The 17366-nt window shown below is 57.7% G+C and carries 12 protein-coding genes; 7 read left to right on the forward strand and 5 right to left on the reverse strand.

Annotation, left to right across the window (positions count from 1 at the left end):
* Nucleotides 1-241 precede the first annotated feature (241 nt).
* On the forward strand, nt 242-2623 hold the full coding sequence (locus AC2FNC_RS08310) for a mechanosensitive ion channel domain-containing protein (protein ID WP_480473822.1): 2382 nt from the start codon (nt 242-244) through the stop codon (nt 2621-2623).
* Between the two features lie 57 nt (nt 2624-2680).
* Here AC2FNC_RS08310 and AC2FNC_RS08315 read toward each other — a convergent pair whose 3' ends face one another.
* The 5 genes from AC2FNC_RS08315 to AC2FNC_RS08335 are packed head-to-tail and all read right to left on the reverse strand — an operon-like array spanning nt 2681 to nt 9905.
* A complete protein-coding gene (locus AC2FNC_RS08315; RefSeq protein ID WP_496715039.1) occupies nt 2681-4036 on the reverse strand; it encodes a CoA transferase in 1356 nt (451 codons plus the stop codon).
* Nucleotides 4033-5187, reverse strand: coding sequence for an ABC transporter permease (locus tag AC2FNC_RS08320; RefSeq protein WP_480518687.1), 1155 nt, complete (start codon nt 5185-5187; stop codon nt 4033-4035). Before AC2FNC_RS08320 ends, AC2FNC_RS08315 begins: the two co-directional genes overlap by 4 nt.
* Entirely contained in the window at nt 5184-6212 is a 1029-nt protein-coding gene (locus AC2FNC_RS08325; protein WP_480473819.1) for an ABC transporter permease, read from the reverse strand. The genes AC2FNC_RS08320 and AC2FNC_RS08325 overlap by 4 nt, the downstream gene beginning before the upstream one ends.
* A gap of 14 nt (nt 6213-6226) precedes the next feature.
* Nucleotides 6227-8140 carry an ABC transporter substrate-binding protein gene (locus tag AC2FNC_RS08330; RefSeq protein ID WP_480605107.1) on the reverse strand — a complete coding sequence of 638 codons (1914 nt, stop codon included), beginning with the start codon at nt 8138-8140 and terminating at the stop codon, nt 6227-6229.
* Entirely contained in the window at nt 8133-9905 is a 1773-nt protein-coding gene (locus tag AC2FNC_RS08335) for an ABC transporter ATP-binding protein (protein ID WP_496715040.1), read from the reverse strand. The genes AC2FNC_RS08330 and AC2FNC_RS08335 overlap by 8 nt, the downstream gene beginning before the upstream one ends.
* Before the next feature lie 233 nt (nt 9906-10138).
* On the opposite strand from AC2FNC_RS08335, the gene AC2FNC_RS08340 reads away from it, so the two are divergent.
* The 6 genes from AC2FNC_RS08340 (at nt 10139) to AC2FNC_RS08365 (ending at nt 17315) form a co-directional block, all read left to right on the forward strand.
* Nucleotides 10139-10636: a class I SAM-dependent methyltransferase gene (locus tag AC2FNC_RS08340; protein WP_480518693.1), complete on the forward strand. Its 498-nt coding sequence runs from the start codon at nt 10139-10141 to the stop codon at nt 10634-10636.
* A gap of 19 nt (nt 10637-10655) precedes the next feature.
* On the forward strand, nt 10656-11285 hold the full coding sequence (locus tag AC2FNC_RS08345; RefSeq protein WP_480473815.1) for a glutathione S-transferase family protein: 630 nt from the start codon (nt 10656-10658) through the stop codon (nt 11283-11285).
* 110 nt (nt 11286-11395) lie between these two features.
* Nucleotides 11396-13798 carry a GcvT family protein gene (locus AC2FNC_RS08350; RefSeq protein WP_496715042.1) on the forward strand — a complete coding sequence of 801 codons (2403 nt, stop codon included), beginning with the start codon at nt 11396-11398 and terminating at the stop codon, nt 13796-13798.
* Between the two features lie 2 nt (nt 13799-13800).
* Nucleotides 13801-15339: a trimethylamine methyltransferase family protein gene (locus AC2FNC_RS08355; RefSeq protein ID WP_496715043.1), complete on the forward strand. Its 1539-nt coding sequence runs from the start codon at nt 13801-13803 to the stop codon at nt 15337-15339.
* On the forward strand, nt 15340-16014 hold the full coding sequence (locus AC2FNC_RS08360) for a TetR/AcrR family transcriptional regulator (RefSeq protein ID WP_209505343.1): 675 nt from the start codon (nt 15340-15342) through the stop codon (nt 16012-16014).
* On the forward strand, nt 16011-17315 hold the full coding sequence (locus AC2FNC_RS08365; protein WP_496715045.1) for an NAD(P)/FAD-dependent oxidoreductase: 1305 nt from the start codon (nt 16011-16013) through the stop codon (nt 17313-17315). The genes AC2FNC_RS08360 and AC2FNC_RS08365 overlap by 4 nt, the downstream gene beginning before the upstream one ends.
* Nucleotides 17316-17366 lie beyond the last annotated feature (51 nt).

Below are 17366 nucleotides of genomic sequence, written 5' to 3' on the forward strand. Positions count from 1 at the left end.
GGCATATCGCACCACAGCTAGAGAAGATCGCATAAGGATCCCGATGAAGGCAATCGGGTCGGACCTGAAACTTTTGCCCGGTCATATTCAATTATGGCAAGATTGAAAACACCTGCGAGCATCAGAGTGCGCCAAGAACACGTCCAAACACGATATTGAGACGGAGTGATGCGAGTGTTTGAACTGCCTGAAACGCTTCTGTAATCTGGCCAATATCGGCAAAAACTGGATGCAAGACCCAATGCGAAATAACTTTCCGGCCGTATTTTTTTTGGCGTTGTGGGCCATTTTCCTGAGCGTTCCCACTGGTGCATTGGCGCAGACGTCCTTGATTCCCGGATATTCTTCCGGGTCGGGCAGTTCGTCCGGGACCGACAAGGAAAGTGATTTGGCCGCTGCAATCCGTGCTGCCAGCGATGCAGGCGCGAGTGTCATTGTCATCGACAGTGCCGGTCAGGTTGTGACAACGGCAGGTGGAAAGGATGCAGGTTCGGGGGGCGCGGACAGCGATTCGAGCAACCCGATGGGTGACGGTTCGCAGTTGATGAAGGCGCAAGAGCGGTTCTCGAAATTCCGCGAGTCGATGAATTCCCGTCTCGAGGCGCTGCCCTATTCTATTTTTGAAGTACAGTACATCCTGCGCCAGACCAGCCCAGATGGCCGTATCCAGACCTATGTCGAGGTGTTGGGCTGGAATATCCTGTTCCTGTTACTTGGGCGGTGGCTGTCGATCGAGATTTACGGGAAACGGTTCGCGCGCCGCTGGGTGGTGGCGCGGATCAAGGACGAACCACAGGGTTATCGGGAAAAGATGCCGTTCCTGCTGTTCCGGTTCCTGATGGGGATCGGTGCTACGGTCTTTGCAATGATCATGGCTTTGATCGTCGGGTATCTGATCTTTGGCGAGGCCGAGGATATCTCGGTCCAGTTCACGATCACCGCCATCTTTACGGCTTTTTTCCTGTCGCGCACGGTGTCGGACCTGTGGCGCATGGTCCTGTCGCCTTATCTGAGCCAATATCGATTACCGCCCTTTTCGGACAAGAATGCGCGCAGGCTGTACATCTGGGCGTCCGTGCTGGCGACCTATGATATTTCGGTCGTCCTGTTTTCCACCTGGGTCGCTGATTTTGGGCTGAACTACAATGTCTACGCCATGGTGTATGGCGGTCTGACGATGCTGGGCGCGCTGGGTAATATTCTGATGATCCTATTCAACGCCCGTGCCATCTCGAACGCGATCCGGGGTGGGCGGGCATCCGAACAGGTGTCTTGGCTGCTGCGGTTTGTGTCATTTGGCTGGGCGCCGGCATTGATCATCTATGTCGTGTTCAGCTGGTTCCGTCTGGCTGTTGATCTGGCGCTGGAGCATCCGACACCGCTGCCGTTGATTGCAAGCAGCTATCTGATCTTCATGTCCGTGGTCGTGGCCTATGGTGCAATGAACTACCTGCTGGAGCGGTATTTTGACCGCTCGCGCATGATTAGCGAAATAAACGGGGAAGCCGAGGCAGCGGATGAAGGCGTCATGGCGGCGGATATACCCGAGGCTGAACAGCCGAAGCAGCATCTTCTGACTTATGAAGACCTGGCCCGCCGGGTAGCCGGAATTCTGGCTTTCGTGCTCGGGGCTTATGCGCTTGTCGTGATATGGTACCCGAACGCGGACTGGAGCGAGGATCTGCCGGTAGAACGTGCGCTGGATGTGATGGTCGTCCTGTTTATCGGGTACATCCTGTTTCATTTCTTTCGGATCTGGATCGACAGCAAGATCGCTGAAGAATCCGACGATGGCACCGAGGTTGAACTGGGCGACGAAGGCGGGGAAGGCGGGCAAAGCCGTCTGGCAACGTTGTTGCCACTTTTCCGGGGCGCAATTCTGGCTGTTGTCGTGGTCACGATCGTACTAATTGTCCTGATGGAACTGGGTATCAATGTCAGCCCGTTGTTTGCGGGTGCCGGTGTGGTTGGTCTGGCCGTGGGTTTCGGGTCGCAAACGCTGGTGCGCGACATTTTTTCCGGCGCATTCTTCCTGCTGGATGATGCGTTCCGGAAAGGGGAATATATCGACATTGGGGATGTGAAAGGGACGGTCGAGAAAATCTCGGTCAGGTCCATGCAACTGCGTCACCATCTGGGTGCGCTGAACACCATTCCCTTTGGCGAGATCAAAGTGCTGACCAACTATTCGCGCGATTGGGTGATCATGAAGCTGCCGCTGCGCGTGACCTATGACACCGATGTCGAGAAGGTTCGCAAGTTGATCAAGAAATTGGGTCAGGAACTGTTGGCCGATCCCGTAATCGGAGACAATTTCATCCAACCGCTGAAGTCACAGGGCGTGATCGAGATGCAGGATTCAGCGATGATCATCCGGGTCAAGTTCATGACGAAACCCGGCGACCAGTGGCTGGTTCGCAAAAAGGTCTATCAGGACATTCGCGAGTTGTTCGCGCGAGAGGGGATCAAGTTTGCGCATCGCGAGGTCACTGTAAGATTGGCAGATGGCAAAGAGGCGGAAGACCTGACACCAAAACAGCGTGAGGCCGTGACAGGGGCTGTTCAGGCCGCAATTGACGAGGACTATCTGGACGATATCGGGCCGGATGGCGACGACCGGTAGAGAGTCCCGCCGCCGCTTTGTGTTGAGTCTCGGATGAGGTGCCACGAAAGCGTGAGGTCAGTTGGAAACGAAGGGCCAGACCGGGTCAGATGTGCCCAGTTTCGACGCCGGTAAATCCCATTGCAGCACAGTTTCACCGAGGCTTAGCGCTGGTTTGAGGCGGTGCCCCGGTCCCCAGCCCGAGGCTTCTGTTGCAGGGGAGTAATCCGTGGGCATCGGGCGAATGGGCTCAGCCTCGACGTCGTCTTTGCCGAGAATCGCCAAAAGCTCGGCGGTGCGGGCAAGGGACACATACGCATGCATGATGGAATTGCCCGACGCGGCCTCGGCCAATGCGGAAAGGACGGCGGCGGCCATTAGGTAGCCGGTTGCGTGGTCCAAAGCCTGAACCGGCAATGGCGTTGGTTTGTCTGCGTCAGCCCAACCCATGCCCGTATGCGCAATTCCCGCGCTCATCTGCACAAGGCTGTCAAAGCCGCGCCGGTTCGACCACGGGCCTTGCCAGCCATAGGCATTCAGCGTCACCTCGACCCTGTTCGGTGCCAGTTCATCGCGCTTAGCACGGGTCAGGCCCAGCGCGTCCAAAGCGCCGGGCCGGTACCCGTGCACGAATACATCGGCCTGGGACAAAAGCTCTTGCAGCCGTTCCATTCCATTGGTCGATTTCAGATCGAGATAAGAGCAGTGTTTGCCTAGTGAAATGTCAGGGATCACACCGGGTTCGTCCCAACCGGGCGGATCGATCCGCAAAACCTCGGCCCCGAAACCGGCCAATGTGCGTGTCGATACCGGACCCGCCAGAACGCGTGTCAGGTCAAGAACGCGCAACCCGGCAAGAGGTCTTGCAGAGGTTGCCTGCGGCCTCTCGCGCAGCTTGACGTACCGGGGGCCTTGCCAACCAATCAGCGGGTCGCGCGATACAGCGCGGCCCTGCGGATGTTCAAGCCATTCGGTCCGGCTGCGCATGGCAGCGGCCACGCCGCCTTCGGCCACAATATCGGTTTCCAAATCGGATATGGCCCGGGTTCTGACGGCTTTTGCCACAGCGTCACGCTCTGGCAGCGTTCCAAGAACCTTCATCGCTGCCGCGCGATGGCGTGGCAGGTTGGTGTGCAACCTGATCCACCCATCAGAAGCCCTGTAATCCCCCGCGACCGAATCCCAAAGGTTCGGCATTTCCCATCCATCAGGCTTGAAGGAATAGCCGAACCACAAGGATGCCAGCCGATGGTCGACGACGATCTCGGGTGCTTTCTGGGTCAGGTTCAGCGCCTGCATAAAGCGGGACATCTCTTGCCCAACGGCTGCAAAGCTGGCCGTCGCCAGTTCGGAAACGGCAAAAGCACTTGGCAGAGCGCCTGTGCCGACCCTGCGATATCGGTCGGCAGCCGGAAGGGTGGCAAGAAGGCTCATTGCTGATAAGGATCCAGGCTGTCGCGCAACCCGTCACCCAGGAAGTTGAAGGCCAGTACGATCACGATGATCGGCAGCATCGGGATTGCTGTCCAGGGATAGATCTCGATCGATGCGAGGTTTTGCGCGTCATTCAGCATCACTCCCCAGCTTACCGCTGGTGCACGAAGGCCCAGTCCAAGAAAGCTGAGCGCGGTTTCCCCAAGGATCATTGCCGGGATCGACAGAGTGGCAGATGCAATCAAATGAGACATGAAATTCGGCAACAAGTGCTTGCGGATCACCCGGCCCGAGCTTGCGCCCATCATTTCTGCGGCCCGTACATATTCTTCCTCGCGCAGGGACAGGAACTTGGCACGGACCGAACGCGCCAGCCCGGGCCAGTCGAGGATGCCGAGGATGATCGAAATGATGAAGAATACGGCAACCGGGCTCCAATTCGAAGGCACGGCGGCAGACAGTGCCAGCCACAGCGGCAATTCCGGCAGCGAGCGCAGGATTTCGATGACCCGGTTGATGACCCAGTCGATGCGCCCACCGAAATAACCCGCCATCGAACCGAACAGGATACCCAGAAAGAACGATACCGAAATACCGATCAGACCCACGGTCAGCGACAACTGCGCGCCATAGAGGATGCGGCTGAAGATATCGCGCCCCAACCTGTCGGAACCCCACAGGAACAAAGTGGCACCATCCGGCGCGCAGAAAAGATGCGTATCTGTCTTGATAAGACCTGCAAGTCGATATTCGGATCCTTCACAGAAGAACCGGATCGGGCGCGGGTCATCAGTGTCAGGGACGAACTTCCACTGGAAGGTTTCCAGATCCGCCTCGGCGACGATTGGAAAAACATGGGGGCCGATAAAAGCGCCGTCGTAAAACCAGTTCACGGATTGTGGTGGCGCGTACAGATGCTCTCCGTTCCGGTCATTAGGGCCATACGGCGCGATGAAACCGGCAAACGGCAGCATTAGATAGCACAGCAGCAGGAAGATACCCGAGATCAGGCCCAGCTTATGTGTGCGGAACTTGCGCCAGACCAACACCCAGTTTGGGGCATCCAGATCGGCGCGTTCCAGTTGCTGTATCGATGCCTGCGGATCAAAAGGCGCGTCATCGACGTAGCGATTGTCAGGACGTTCGGTCATGCTTCGCGCCCCTCATACCGTATGCGGGGATCCAGCATGACCAGCAGAATATCCGAGATCATCGTGCCGATAAGCGTCAGCAGCGCGACAAACATCAGGATGAATGCGGACAGGAATTGATCCTGCGTTTTCAGTGCTGTCAGCAAAGTCGGCCCGATGGTTTGCAAGCCCAGAACGACTGAAACCAGAACCGATCCTGACACCATTGATGGCAGAAGGTTACCGATGTCCGCAACGAACGGGTTGAATGCCACGCGCAACGGATATTTTGTTAGCATCCGCGACGGGGCCATGCCCTTGGCAATGGCCGTTTCCACATAGGGCTTCCCCAGTTCGTCGAGCATATTTGCCCGCAGGCGCTGCATCATCGCCGATGCGCCCGAGGTTCCGATGACAAAAGTCGGAACGATCAGGTGGATGAGAATGGATTTCATCTTGTCCCAACTCAGCGGCTGACCTTCGAATTGGGGGTCCATCAGACCGCCGATAGGCAGGTTGAAATACCGATGCCCGTAGTAGAACAAGATCAGGGCCAGCAGGAAGTTTGGGGTCGCCAGCCCCAGATAACCCACAAAGGCCGAGGTATAATCAATCCACGTCCGTGATCGCGCCGCAGCAATAACACCCAGGGGAAGGGCAACGGCATATACAAACAGGATCGCGGCAAGGTTGACGACGACCGTCAACCAAAGCGTGTCGCCTACAATCTCCGATACAGGCCGGTCGAACTCAAAGGACCAGCCGTAATTGCCTTGGATCAGACCTGAAAATCCGTGTGGTCCCGGCCAGAAGCCTATCCAGATCAGGTACTGTTCCCACATAGGGCGATCCAGAGCGTACTCGGCGCGCAGAAACTCGGCCTTGGCGACACCCGCTGACTGGCCCGAGGCCTGAAGCTCGGCAATCTGGTTGCTCAGGTAATCACCGGGCGGCAGGTTGATGATTATGAAGATCAGGACCGAGACCACCAACAATGTCAGCAGCATCGTGAAAAAGCGATACACCGCATAGCGCAGCATGACCATTTAGCTGCTCCTGCTTAGTCGGCGAAAAAGAACTCGTCCGGGCGGTGAACGCCGAAATGCGCACCGGGCTCCCATGCCCACATGGCCTGTTCCGGCACATTGCGCAGACGGTTCGACACGACAATGGGTTGGGGTGCTCCGTTCAGGATACCAATGGCATAAAGCTGATCGGCGTGGATTTTAAGCATTTCCGTCCAGATTTCCTTGCGTTCGTCGTCCGTTGTGGCGACCTCCCAGTTATGGGCCAGTTGCATCAGACGTTCTGCCTCGGGCATGTCGGGGGCTTCCCCGGCTTCACCACCTGTCTGGTAGAACTGGCCCCATTTTGGCCAGGCCAGGAATACCTGATCGGTGGGCGCCAGATAGGTTGGAGACGTGTGTGCCTGCGGGATGCCGTCATCCCATCCATACCAGACCGATGCCATCGAGTTGCCGGCAAACACCCGGTTGCGCAGGATATCGCGATCCAATGGGCGCATGACCAGCTTGACCCCGATCTCACGCCAGGTGTCGGTGACGATTTGCAAGGCGTTTTCAACCTCTTGCCGCTCACCAGCAGTTTCGATCACCAGTTCCATAGGACGGCCATCCGGTAACAGACGGACACCGTTCTTGTCGCGCTCGGTCAGGCCGACCTCATCCAGCAACGCATTGGCCTGGCCGACATCGTAACTGGCCCAGGCGGTGGCATTCCTTTCATCGTAAAAGGGCGAGGCAGGCAGAACCGACATTGCACCGGGGTGCGCAAGCTTGAAATACAAAGCCTGGTTGATTGTCTCGCGGTCGATGGCAAGGGAAAGGGCGCGCCGCACACGGACGTCACGCAACACTTCGCGCCAGGCGTCATCCTCGAAATTGAGGTTCGGATAGATCGCGATTTGCGATGCAACGCCGGTTTTCCACAGTAGTGTCTTGTAGCCGCCTTGCGCCTCGCCTTTTTTCAGGATGGAAGCGTCGCGGAAATCCAGGCCCCGACCTTGCAGGTCGCTTTCCCCTGCATTGGTTTTGGCGGCAACCAGACCGGGGGCAACGATCTCCATCTCGACCACATCGATATAGGGCAGCTGAACCCCTTTGCTGTCGATACGGTGGTAATAGGGGTTACGTACGAAATTGTGGCGGATTTTCTTGCCGGAACTTGCGTTCAGCCACGGTTGCAACGTGGGCAATTCGTGATTGTCGAACTTGTACAGGTTGTCGAGCTTGTTGTGCAGCGCGGCCCAGCTTTTGACGCGGGCATCGTCGACCAGAAAGGCAAGTTCCTCGGGGTCGGCATATTTCTCGTGATATCGTTTCAGGAACGCTGCGGGACGATAGATAAAGGGCGGTCTTGCCTGAGCCAGCGATTGTAGAAAACCCGGGTTAGGGTTCTCCCATTCGAAAATCACAGTGGTTTCATCCGGGAAGGTAACGGTGGGTGATTTGCCTTCGACTATCAGAAAATCCGGCGGGCCTGACGGGCTGAGCAATTTGTTGTTGGCAACGTCTTCCCACCAATAGCGGAAATCTTCCGACGTAAACGGAGAGCCGTCGGACCATTTGTGCCCTTCGCGCAGTTTCAGGGTGAACTTGCGGCCGTCTTCGTTTTCAAACGACGCCAGCAAATCGGGGATAATCTCGTAGTTCTGGTCGAAACCGACCAGCCGGGCATAGCCATAGACAACCATCTGGCGAATATCTTTGGAGCGCGTGATCATGGTGCGCAGGGTGCCGCCCTGTTTGCCGAATTCGCGACCCTTTGCTGCCAGATCGACAATCAGTGGGTCCTTGGGCAGGCGCTCCTGAACGGGAGGCAGATTGCCCGCTTCTACTTCCGCGTTCCAGAACGCGCTTTCCTGCGGCGTCGGGATCGTCTCGGCCGTGGCGGGCAGCATCCCGATGAACGCCAGCGAAGCGGCCAGGATCAGGGGGCGAGTGGTCTTAAACATGGCAACGTACCTTATGGCCCGGTTCCAATTCCACCAATGAGGGTATCACGGTGTCCGAGAAACGAAAGGCTTCATCCCAACTGTCCGGCGCGCCGGCGCCCAAGGAAACCACTTGCAGGTCGATCGGGCGATTGATGTCGGGTTCGGGTTGAGCGGCAATCAGCGCTTTGGTGTAGGGGTGGCGCGGATTGTAGAAAAGAGTTTCGGGTGGTGCTTGCTCGACGATCAGGCCTCGACGCATCACGGCAACTTCGTCGGCGATCCGTGCGACCACAGCCAGATCGTGCGAGATGAACAGATAGGACAGATTCAGGCTATCCTGCAGATTTTCCAACAGGGTCAGAATCTGCCCCTGTACCGATACATCCAGCGCCGAGGTGGGTTCGTCACACACGATGAGCTGCGGGTCGAGCATCATGGCGCGGGCTATCGACAGACGTTGCCGCTGGCCCCCCGAAAAGGCGTGTGGATAGCGTTTCAGCATGTCGGCTGTCAGGCCGACGCGCTGCAACATCTCGGCGGCCTTGTCGCGCTGCTCGGCGGTTGTTCCGATGCGGTGAATTTCCAGCGGCTCAGTCATCGCGTCCTGAATGCGCATCCGCGGGCTGAGCGAGCTGTAGGGATCCTGAAACACCATCTGCGCATTGCGCTGAAACGCCGTGCGCTGGGCGCGGGTCATGTTGTGCACCGTGACGGGATCGGCATTCGGCGCGGTGCGAAACAGGACTTCTCCGCCGGGATCGGGCAGTTCCGCACCCAACGCGATCCGCGCGGCTGTCGTTTTACCTGATCCGCTTTCACCGACAATGGCCAGCGTCTTGCCACGTGCAAGATTCAGATCGACCCCTTTGCACGCATAGATTTCCTTGTCGGCCTGCCACCCTTTGCTGGACCGCATCGTGTAGGTCTTTGAGACGCCCTTCATCTGAAGGATCAGATCGTCGTCCGGCATCGGTATGCCCACAGCAGCCTGATCTGGAATTTCCGGCGCAGCATCAAACAGTTGTTTGGTATATGGATGCGCCGGGGAGGTCAGGATTGGTGCGGCCGGGCCAGCCTCCATGATGCGGCCCTTGTGCATGACCACAACCTGTTCGGCCATGTTGGCAACCACGCCCAGATCATGGGTCACCAGAATAAGCGCCATGCCAGTCTCGCGCTGCAATTCCTTGATCAGCCCCAGAACCTGAGCCTGAGTGGTCACATCCAGCGCGGTGGTTGGCTCGTCCGCGATCAGCAACTCGGGTTTGGATACCATGGCCATCGCAATCATGGCGCGTTGGCGCATTCCGCCCGACAGCTCGAACGGGTAGGAGTCATAGGCGCGCTGCGGATCTGGAAAACCCACGCGCTCGAACTGCGTCAGGACCTTTTTTCGCGCTTCAGACTCGGAAAGCCCACGATGCAGCCACAGGACTTCACTGACCTGATTCCCAATCTTGTGCAGAGGTGACAGTGATCGCATTGGTTCCTGAAAGATCATCGAAACGCGATTGCCACGAATGCCGCGCATTTCCCGTTCGGTGACCGCTGTCAGGTTACATGTGCCCTTGGAATCATTCAAAGTTATCGTGCCGCTGCGTATCTGGGCCGTTCGCGGCAGAATCCGCAAGACGGCCCGGCACGTGATGGTTTTACCCGATCCCGATTCACCGACCAGCGCCAAGGTTTCCCCTGGTTTGACATCAAAGTTCACATCCGCGACCACGGAACTTCCCGCACCAAAGCCGATGCTGAGGTCTCTGACGCACAACAACGCGCTCATGCAGGCTTTCCAACCGTTTGGCCGCTTGGTGACATCGGTCGTTTCAACTCCCCGTGATTTTTTCGCCAGTGTCGCGCGGTTCCGCCTGTCTAGTCAAACCCGTTCTTGGGCTGAAATGTCGCGAAAATGTGAAACTTTGGGCTTCGTCGCTACACAAAGTCTTGAGAATTTGTCATCTAAGGCGGCGTCGGGGGCATCTATGCTTTCGATTGGTATCAAGGAGATATTTACCGGTGTCCAAGAATCAAAGCCGTCTGGACTTGTTTATCGATCGAATGGTGTCACAGCGCGCCTGTCTGGATCACGCGATTGCGCAAACGGCAGGCATGGCAGGTCCGGTGTTTGAACTGGGTCTGGGCAATGGGCGCACCTATCATCATCTTGTGCAGCATATCGATGGACGCCCTGTCTTTGTGTTCGAACGCGCGGTGGCTTCGCACCCCGATTCAACCCCGCCCGAGGATAGGGTGATCTTGGGAGATGTGCGCGAGACGCTGCCAGCGGCGGTCGACAGGTTTGGACCGACAGCAAGCCTGATCCATGCAGATCTTGGGGGGCATAATCGCGAAAAGAACGACATCTTTGCGCGGCTTGTTTCCCCGTTGATCGAGCCCTTGCTGGCATCGGGTGGATTAATGGTATCAAGCGACCGGATGTATTTCGAGCGGCTGGAGGAAATGCCGTTGCCCGAGGGTGCCGTCGAAGGGCGCTGTTTCATCTATCGGCGCTGACCAGAGAGAAGGGGCCTGCATGATATTCTACGATTGCTCTACGGCCCCAAACCCGCGCCGTGCTCGCATGTTCATCGCGGAAAAAGGGTTGGACATCGAAACGCACGAAATCTCGATTGCTAAGGGCGCGCAGTTGAGCGCTGAGTTTCGTGCAGTGAACCCCCGGGCCACAATCCCGGTTCTGGTAACGGATGAAGGCGCAGTCCTGACCGAAAATCTTGGCATCGCCGCGTATCTTGAAGCGCGTTTCCCCGAGCCGTCCTTAATGGGCCGTACCGCTGATGAAAAAGGGTTGGTCTTGATGTGGAACGCAATTGCCGAGCAGCAGGGCGGTGCGCCCATCGCTGAGGCTTTGCGCAACAGCCACCCGGCGTTCAAAGACCGTGCTATTCCCGGCCCTGTTAACCATGCGCAGATCCCTGAGCTGGCGCTACGTGGGCGCGAGCGGGTTGCGTCGTTTTTCGAGCTGCTGGAGGCGCGGCTGATGCAAAGCGCGTATGTCGCTAGCGATGTATTCACTCTGGCGGATATATCCACTTTTGTTTTTGTCGATTTCGCGCGCGTCATAAAGATGCGGATACCGGACGGCAATACGAACACGCAGGTCTGGTTTGAAAGCGTGAAAGCCCGCCCAAGCGCGCAGCTTTAGGTTTGCAAAGCAATAGGTAGAGTTCTCTCATTCCGCACTGTACAGAAATGTCTAGACAGAACTGAACAGTGCTACTAGCGTCTTCCAAGATTCTGTTCAGGGAGGTCGGGATGAAATCCCAATATCGCGTAGTGGTCATTGGAGGGGGCGTCGTTGGTGCCTCGGTTCTGTATCATCTGGCCAAATTCGGCTGGTCGGATGTGGTCATGCTGGAAAGGCGGCGGCTGGCTTCGGGATCGTCATGGCACGCGGCGGGCGGCATCCATGCCCTGAACGCGGATCCAAACATGGCCTCGTTGCAGGCCTACACAATCGACCTGCTGAGTGAGATCGAAAAAGAATCGGGCCAGAATATCGGTTTGCATATGACCGGTGGCCTGACTTTGGCCGGTACGCCTGAACGCTGGGAGTGGTTGCAGGCCAATTACCGCATCTTCCAGTCCATCGGTATTGACGACTGCGAGTTGCTGACCCCGCAAGAGGCACAGAGACGCTGCCCGATCATGTCAACCGACGGTGTTTTGGGCGCGATGTGGGCGGATCGCGAGGGGTATATCGATACAACAGGTACTGTTCAGGCTTATGCTACTGCGGCCAGGAAACGTGGTGCCGAATATTATGAGGAAACCAAGGTCGAGGAATTGATCCAGACGGCGGATGGCTGGCAGGTGGTGACCGATAAGGGCACGATCACCTGTGAACATGTGGTCAACGCGGCCGGGCTCTGGGCCAAGCAGGTTGGGCGCATGGCAGGGGTAGAGCTGCCAGTCTCACCGTTGAAGCACCACTATCTGATCACGGACACGGTGTCCGAAGTGGCGCAGGCGGACTTCGAGTTGCCGATGACCGTGGACCTCGAAGGGTTCACCTATATGCGGCAGGACCAGAAGGGCGTTCTGGTGGGGATCTACGAGGTCGATCACGAACACTGGGCGATGGATGGCGCGCCGTGGAACTATGGCGAGGAACTGTTTCAGGAACAGCTTGACCGGATCGAGAACGAGCTGACATTGGGCTTTGAGCGGTATCCGTCGATCCAGAACGTGGGCATCAAGACATGGGTCAATGGTGCTTTCACGTTTTCACCGGATGGTAACCCGCTGGTTGGTCCGGTTCCGGGTAAACGAGGGTATTGGACGGCCTGTGCGGTCATGGCAGGGTTCCTGCAAGGTGGTGGCGTTGGGAAAACACTGGCCGAATGGATGATCCATGGCGAGCCCGAAGCCGATGCCTGGCCGATGGATGTGGCGCGCTATGGGGAATTCGCACAGAACAAGCGGTATATCCGTGAAACCACTGGCCAGTTCTATTCGCGCCGCTTCGTGATGACCTACCCGAACGAACAATTGCCTGCGGGTCGCCCGCTAAAGATGGCTCCGGCGCATGACGCGATGACTGAGGCCGGATGCAAATGGGGCGTCAGCTGGGATCTGGAGGTGCCGCTGTATTTCGCACCCAAAGGGTTCGAGGAAACGCCGACGCTCAAACGTTCGAACGCGCACGACATCGTGGCGGCTGAATGCAGAACCATCCGTGAGGGCGTGGGCCTGATGGATATCACGGGCTTTTCCCGCTTTGAGGTTTCCGGTCCCAATGCCAAAGCGTGGCTGGATAACGTTATGGCTTCGAAACTACCCGCGCCGGGTCGTGCCAAACTGGCGCCGATGCTGGGCGAAGACGGGCGGCTCAAAGGCGATCTGACCGTGTTGAACTGGGGCGATGGCACCTGGTGGATCATGGGCAGCTATTACCTGCGCGCCTGGCATATGCGATGGTTCAACGATCATATGATGGATGGGGTCACCGTCCGCGACCTGGGAGAGGAGTATTGCGGGTTTGCCGTGGTCGGACCGAAATCGCAGGCGGTGGTCGAGAAACTGGCCGAACAGGATATCTCAAACCTGAAATTCATGGGCTGCGGTGATTTCGACATCGGCCTGGTCCGTGCCCGCGTGGCCCGCATGTCGGTGACCGGCGAAAAAGGGTATGAAATCAACTGTCGCTATGGCGATCACATCAAGCTGCGCCGCATTTTACTGGAAGAGGGTTCAGAAGAGGGAATCCGCGAGTGCGGTTTCAATGCGATGCTGTCAACGCGGCTTGAGAAAAGCTTTGGCATCTGGTCGGCAGAGTTCACGCAGGCTTACACACCCGGCATGACAGGCATGGATCGCTGGATCGACTGGGACAAGGAGTTCATCGGCAAGAAGGCCGCTTTGGCCGAACGGGATGGCAATGGCCCGGCGCAGGTACAGGTAACACTGGAAATCGATGCGTTGGACGCCGATGCCAGCGGGTATGAGCCGGTCTGGGCCAATGGCGAACGCGTGGGTTTTGTGACTTCAGGCGGTTATGGGCACCACATCGGCAAGTCGTTGGCGATGGCCTTGATTGACCGTGACAAGGTGGACCCGGGTACGGAACTGTCTGTCCATGTGGTGGGTGTGGAATGTCCGGCGCGAGTAATTGCGCCGTCGCCCTACGACCCTCAGGGCAAAGCGATGCGGGGCTGATCATGGCCGCTCCGGACCGACGACGCCGAAGGCGAGGGGGCGAGGCTGCCCCGCAGCCCAGCCGCGACGTGAACTATCGCCAGCTTAGGAACCCTTTCCCTTTGATGGAGGTGTTTCCGGCTGACCAGATCGCGGACATGCACGAGACAGCGTTGCGTACGCTCGAGGAGTTGGGTGTAAAGACCCTGCTTCCCGAGGCACGCAAGCTGTTCAAGCAAGGTGGCGCGCGCGTGGATGAAGACAGTGAAATGGTCTTTATCGGGCGCGAGATGGTTGAGGCTGCAGTTGCCTCGGCCCCCAAATCTGTCGCTTGTAGCGCCGGTTCGCGGCATCGTGATTTCACTCTGGAACTGGGTTCGCTGGTGTTTCAACCGGGGGCAGGCGCGCCGAACGCAACCGATCTGGAACGTGGCCGTCGCCCGGCGACAGGTCAGGATTATCTGGAGTTTCTGAAGCTCACCCATCATTTCGATGTGTTCCAGATGATCTCTCCTCAGGTTGAACCTCAGGATGTACCGACGCATCTGCGCCACTACTTCACGACACAGGCACAGATGGAACTGACCGACAAGTTCCCGTTCTTCTTCTCGCGCGGCACGCCGCAGGTCATGGATTGCTTTGAGATGCTGTCCACGGCGCGAGGTCTGTCGGATGATGAGTTCCGGGGCAACGCGCATTGTTACACAATCATCAACACAAACAGCCCGCGCACGTTGGACATTCCCATGGCGCAAGGCCTGATCGACTTTGCGCGCCACGGTCAGATGTCGATCATCACACCGTTCACCCTGATGGGGGCGATGGCGCCGATCACCGTGGCCGGGGCAATCACCCTGTCCCATTCCGAGACGCTGGCCGCGCTGACCTTGGCGCAGCTGGCCAGACCGGGCGCTCCGGTGTGTTATGGCACGTTCACCAGCAATGTGGACATGAAATCCGGCGCGCCTGCATTCGGGACGCCCTCGCATTTTCAGGCGTCACTTGCTGCGGGCCAGTTGGCGCGTCACCTTGGCCTGCCCTGGCGGTCGGCGGCAGGGTCAGCGTCAAACAGCAACGACGTGCAAGCGGCGAATGAGAACCAGTTTGGCCTTTGGGGTTGCCTGATGGCCGGGGCGACTGTGATCATTCATTCCGCGGGCTGGCTGGAAGGGGGATTGACCGTATCCTTCGAAAAGCTGGTCTGCGATGCCGAGGTGCTGAATATGGTGGCCGAGCTTTGCGCGGGCGCGCAGGCGGGGTCCGCCGAGATTGGCTTTGATACCGCTTTAAGTGAGGTCGCGCCCGGCGGCCATTTCTTTGCTTGCCCCCAGACGATGGAGCGCTACACCACCGAGTTCTATCAACCGCATGTCCATGACTACGCCAATTTCGGCACATGGACCGAGCGCGGTTCAACAGATGCCAACCAACGTGCAACGGGGGTTTGGCAGGGTATCTTGAACGATTTCAAGGCCCCTGCCATAGACAATGATCGTTTTGGTGCCTTGCAGGACTTTATCGCACGTCGCACCGCAGAGGGCGGGGCGCCACCGGAGAGTTGAATGAACAACAAACCTATCCTTCACCGCGATGATCCCGAGGCCGAGCCCCTGATCGGCAATATCAAGGTCACCCGAGACGATTGGCTGAACGTAGCGATGGACGTGCTGATTTCGGACGGGGTGGACCAGATCAAGGTTCTTAACCTGGCCGAGCGGATGGCCGTGTCACGTTCATCCTTCTACTGGTACTTCAAGTCCAGACAGGAACTTTTGGATGCACTGCTGGCGCGGTGGCAGGCGACCAATACGGTTGCGCTTGTAAAACAGGCCGAAGCACCAGCCGAAACGATAACAGGCGCGGTCTGCAATGTGCATCGTTGTGTGGTCAACACGGACTTGTTTGACACCGCATTGGATTTTGCCGTGCGCGACTGGGCGCGTAAATCGGGCAAAGTACGCCGTGCGCTGGACCAGTCAGACACACGGCGACTTGAAGCTTTGCACGCGATGTTCGCCAGATACGGCTATTCCGAGATCGAGTCCGAAACGCGTGCGCGCGTGCTGTATTACATGCAGATCGGATATGATCTGGCACAATTGAACGAACCCTTCGAGACGCGGATCTCGATGGTGCCGCATTACCTATACGCCTTTACGGGCGTTGAACCGAAACCCGAAGAAGTTGAAGAATTCAGCGCATATTCCCGGCGCTACTGGAAAGGAGACCCGACATGAGTCAACCAGACGCAATCATCATTGGCACAGGTGTGATCGGCGCGGCCATCGCGTTCGAAATGTCCAAGGCGGGCTGGAAAACCCTGTCTCTGGATCGCAACGCACAGGTTGGGCACGGTTCAACCGCCGGGTCCTGCGCGATCATCCGGATGCATTATTCCACCTTCGACGGAACGGCGTTTGCCTGGGAAGGGTATCATTACTGGCGCGACTGGGCTGACTATCTTGGCCTGCCAGAGGGGGCCAATCTGGCTCAGTTCCGGGAAACCGGCTGCCTGGTCATGAAGACCGACGCGAACGGGATGCTGGAAAAGCACATGCGCAATTCATCAGAACTGGATTGCCCGTTCGAAGAATGGTCGGGGGAAAAAGTGGTTGAACGCCTGCCGGTTTATTCGTTGGACAGCTTTGCCCCGGCGCGCCGCATGGATGACCCGGAATTCGGCCAGCCCAACGGGCGAAAGATGACGGGTGGAGTGTACTGGCCGCAGGCGGGATATGTCACCGACCCGGCCTTGTCGGCGCAAAACCTGATGGATGCTGCCAAACAGCACGGGGCCGAGGTCCGCACCAGTGCCGAAGTTACCGAGATCCTGACCGAAGATGGTCGCGTTTCCGGAGTCAAGCTGGCCTCGGGCGAAGAAATCCGCGCAAGGGTTGTCGTGAACGTGGCCGGGCCGGGCTCGGCTATCATCAATGGGATGGCAGGCGTTCTGGACGACATGACCATCAAAACCCGCCCCCTGCGGCAAGAGGTCGTGCATGTCCCTGCCCCGGAGGGGTTCGACTTTGAAAACGACGGAACCATCGTCTCGGACAGCGACATCGCCTGCTATTGCCGCCCGGAACACGGCAATCACATCCTTGTGGGATCTGAGGACCCGGAATGCGATCCGCATCAATGGTGCGAGGATGATGTCACCTATAACCGAGAGTTCACGGACCAATGGACCACACAGGCCATGCGATACGCGCAGCGTGTACCCAGCCTTGGTATTCCATCAAAAACGCGGGGTGTGGTTGACCTTTACGATGCCTCAACCGACTGGATTCCGATCTATGACAAATCCAGCTTGCCGGGGTTTTACATGGCCTGCGGGTCCAGCGGGAACCAGTATAAGAATGCACCGATTGCGGGTAAGATGATGGCGGCGCTGATCGCGTATTGCGAAGGCGGAGCGGATCACGACGCGGAACCGTTGCAATTCGAACTGCCTTATATCAAACGGATCATCGACGTGGGCTTTTACTCACGCAAGCGCCCGATCAATGAGGAAAGCAGCTTTTCGGTTCTGGGCTAGTCGGGTTTTTGCAACAATCAAAGTCGAGCGGGGCAGGTTTACAGCTTACCT

It is taken from the genome of Ruegeria sp. BHSA123, assembly GCF_059613425.1.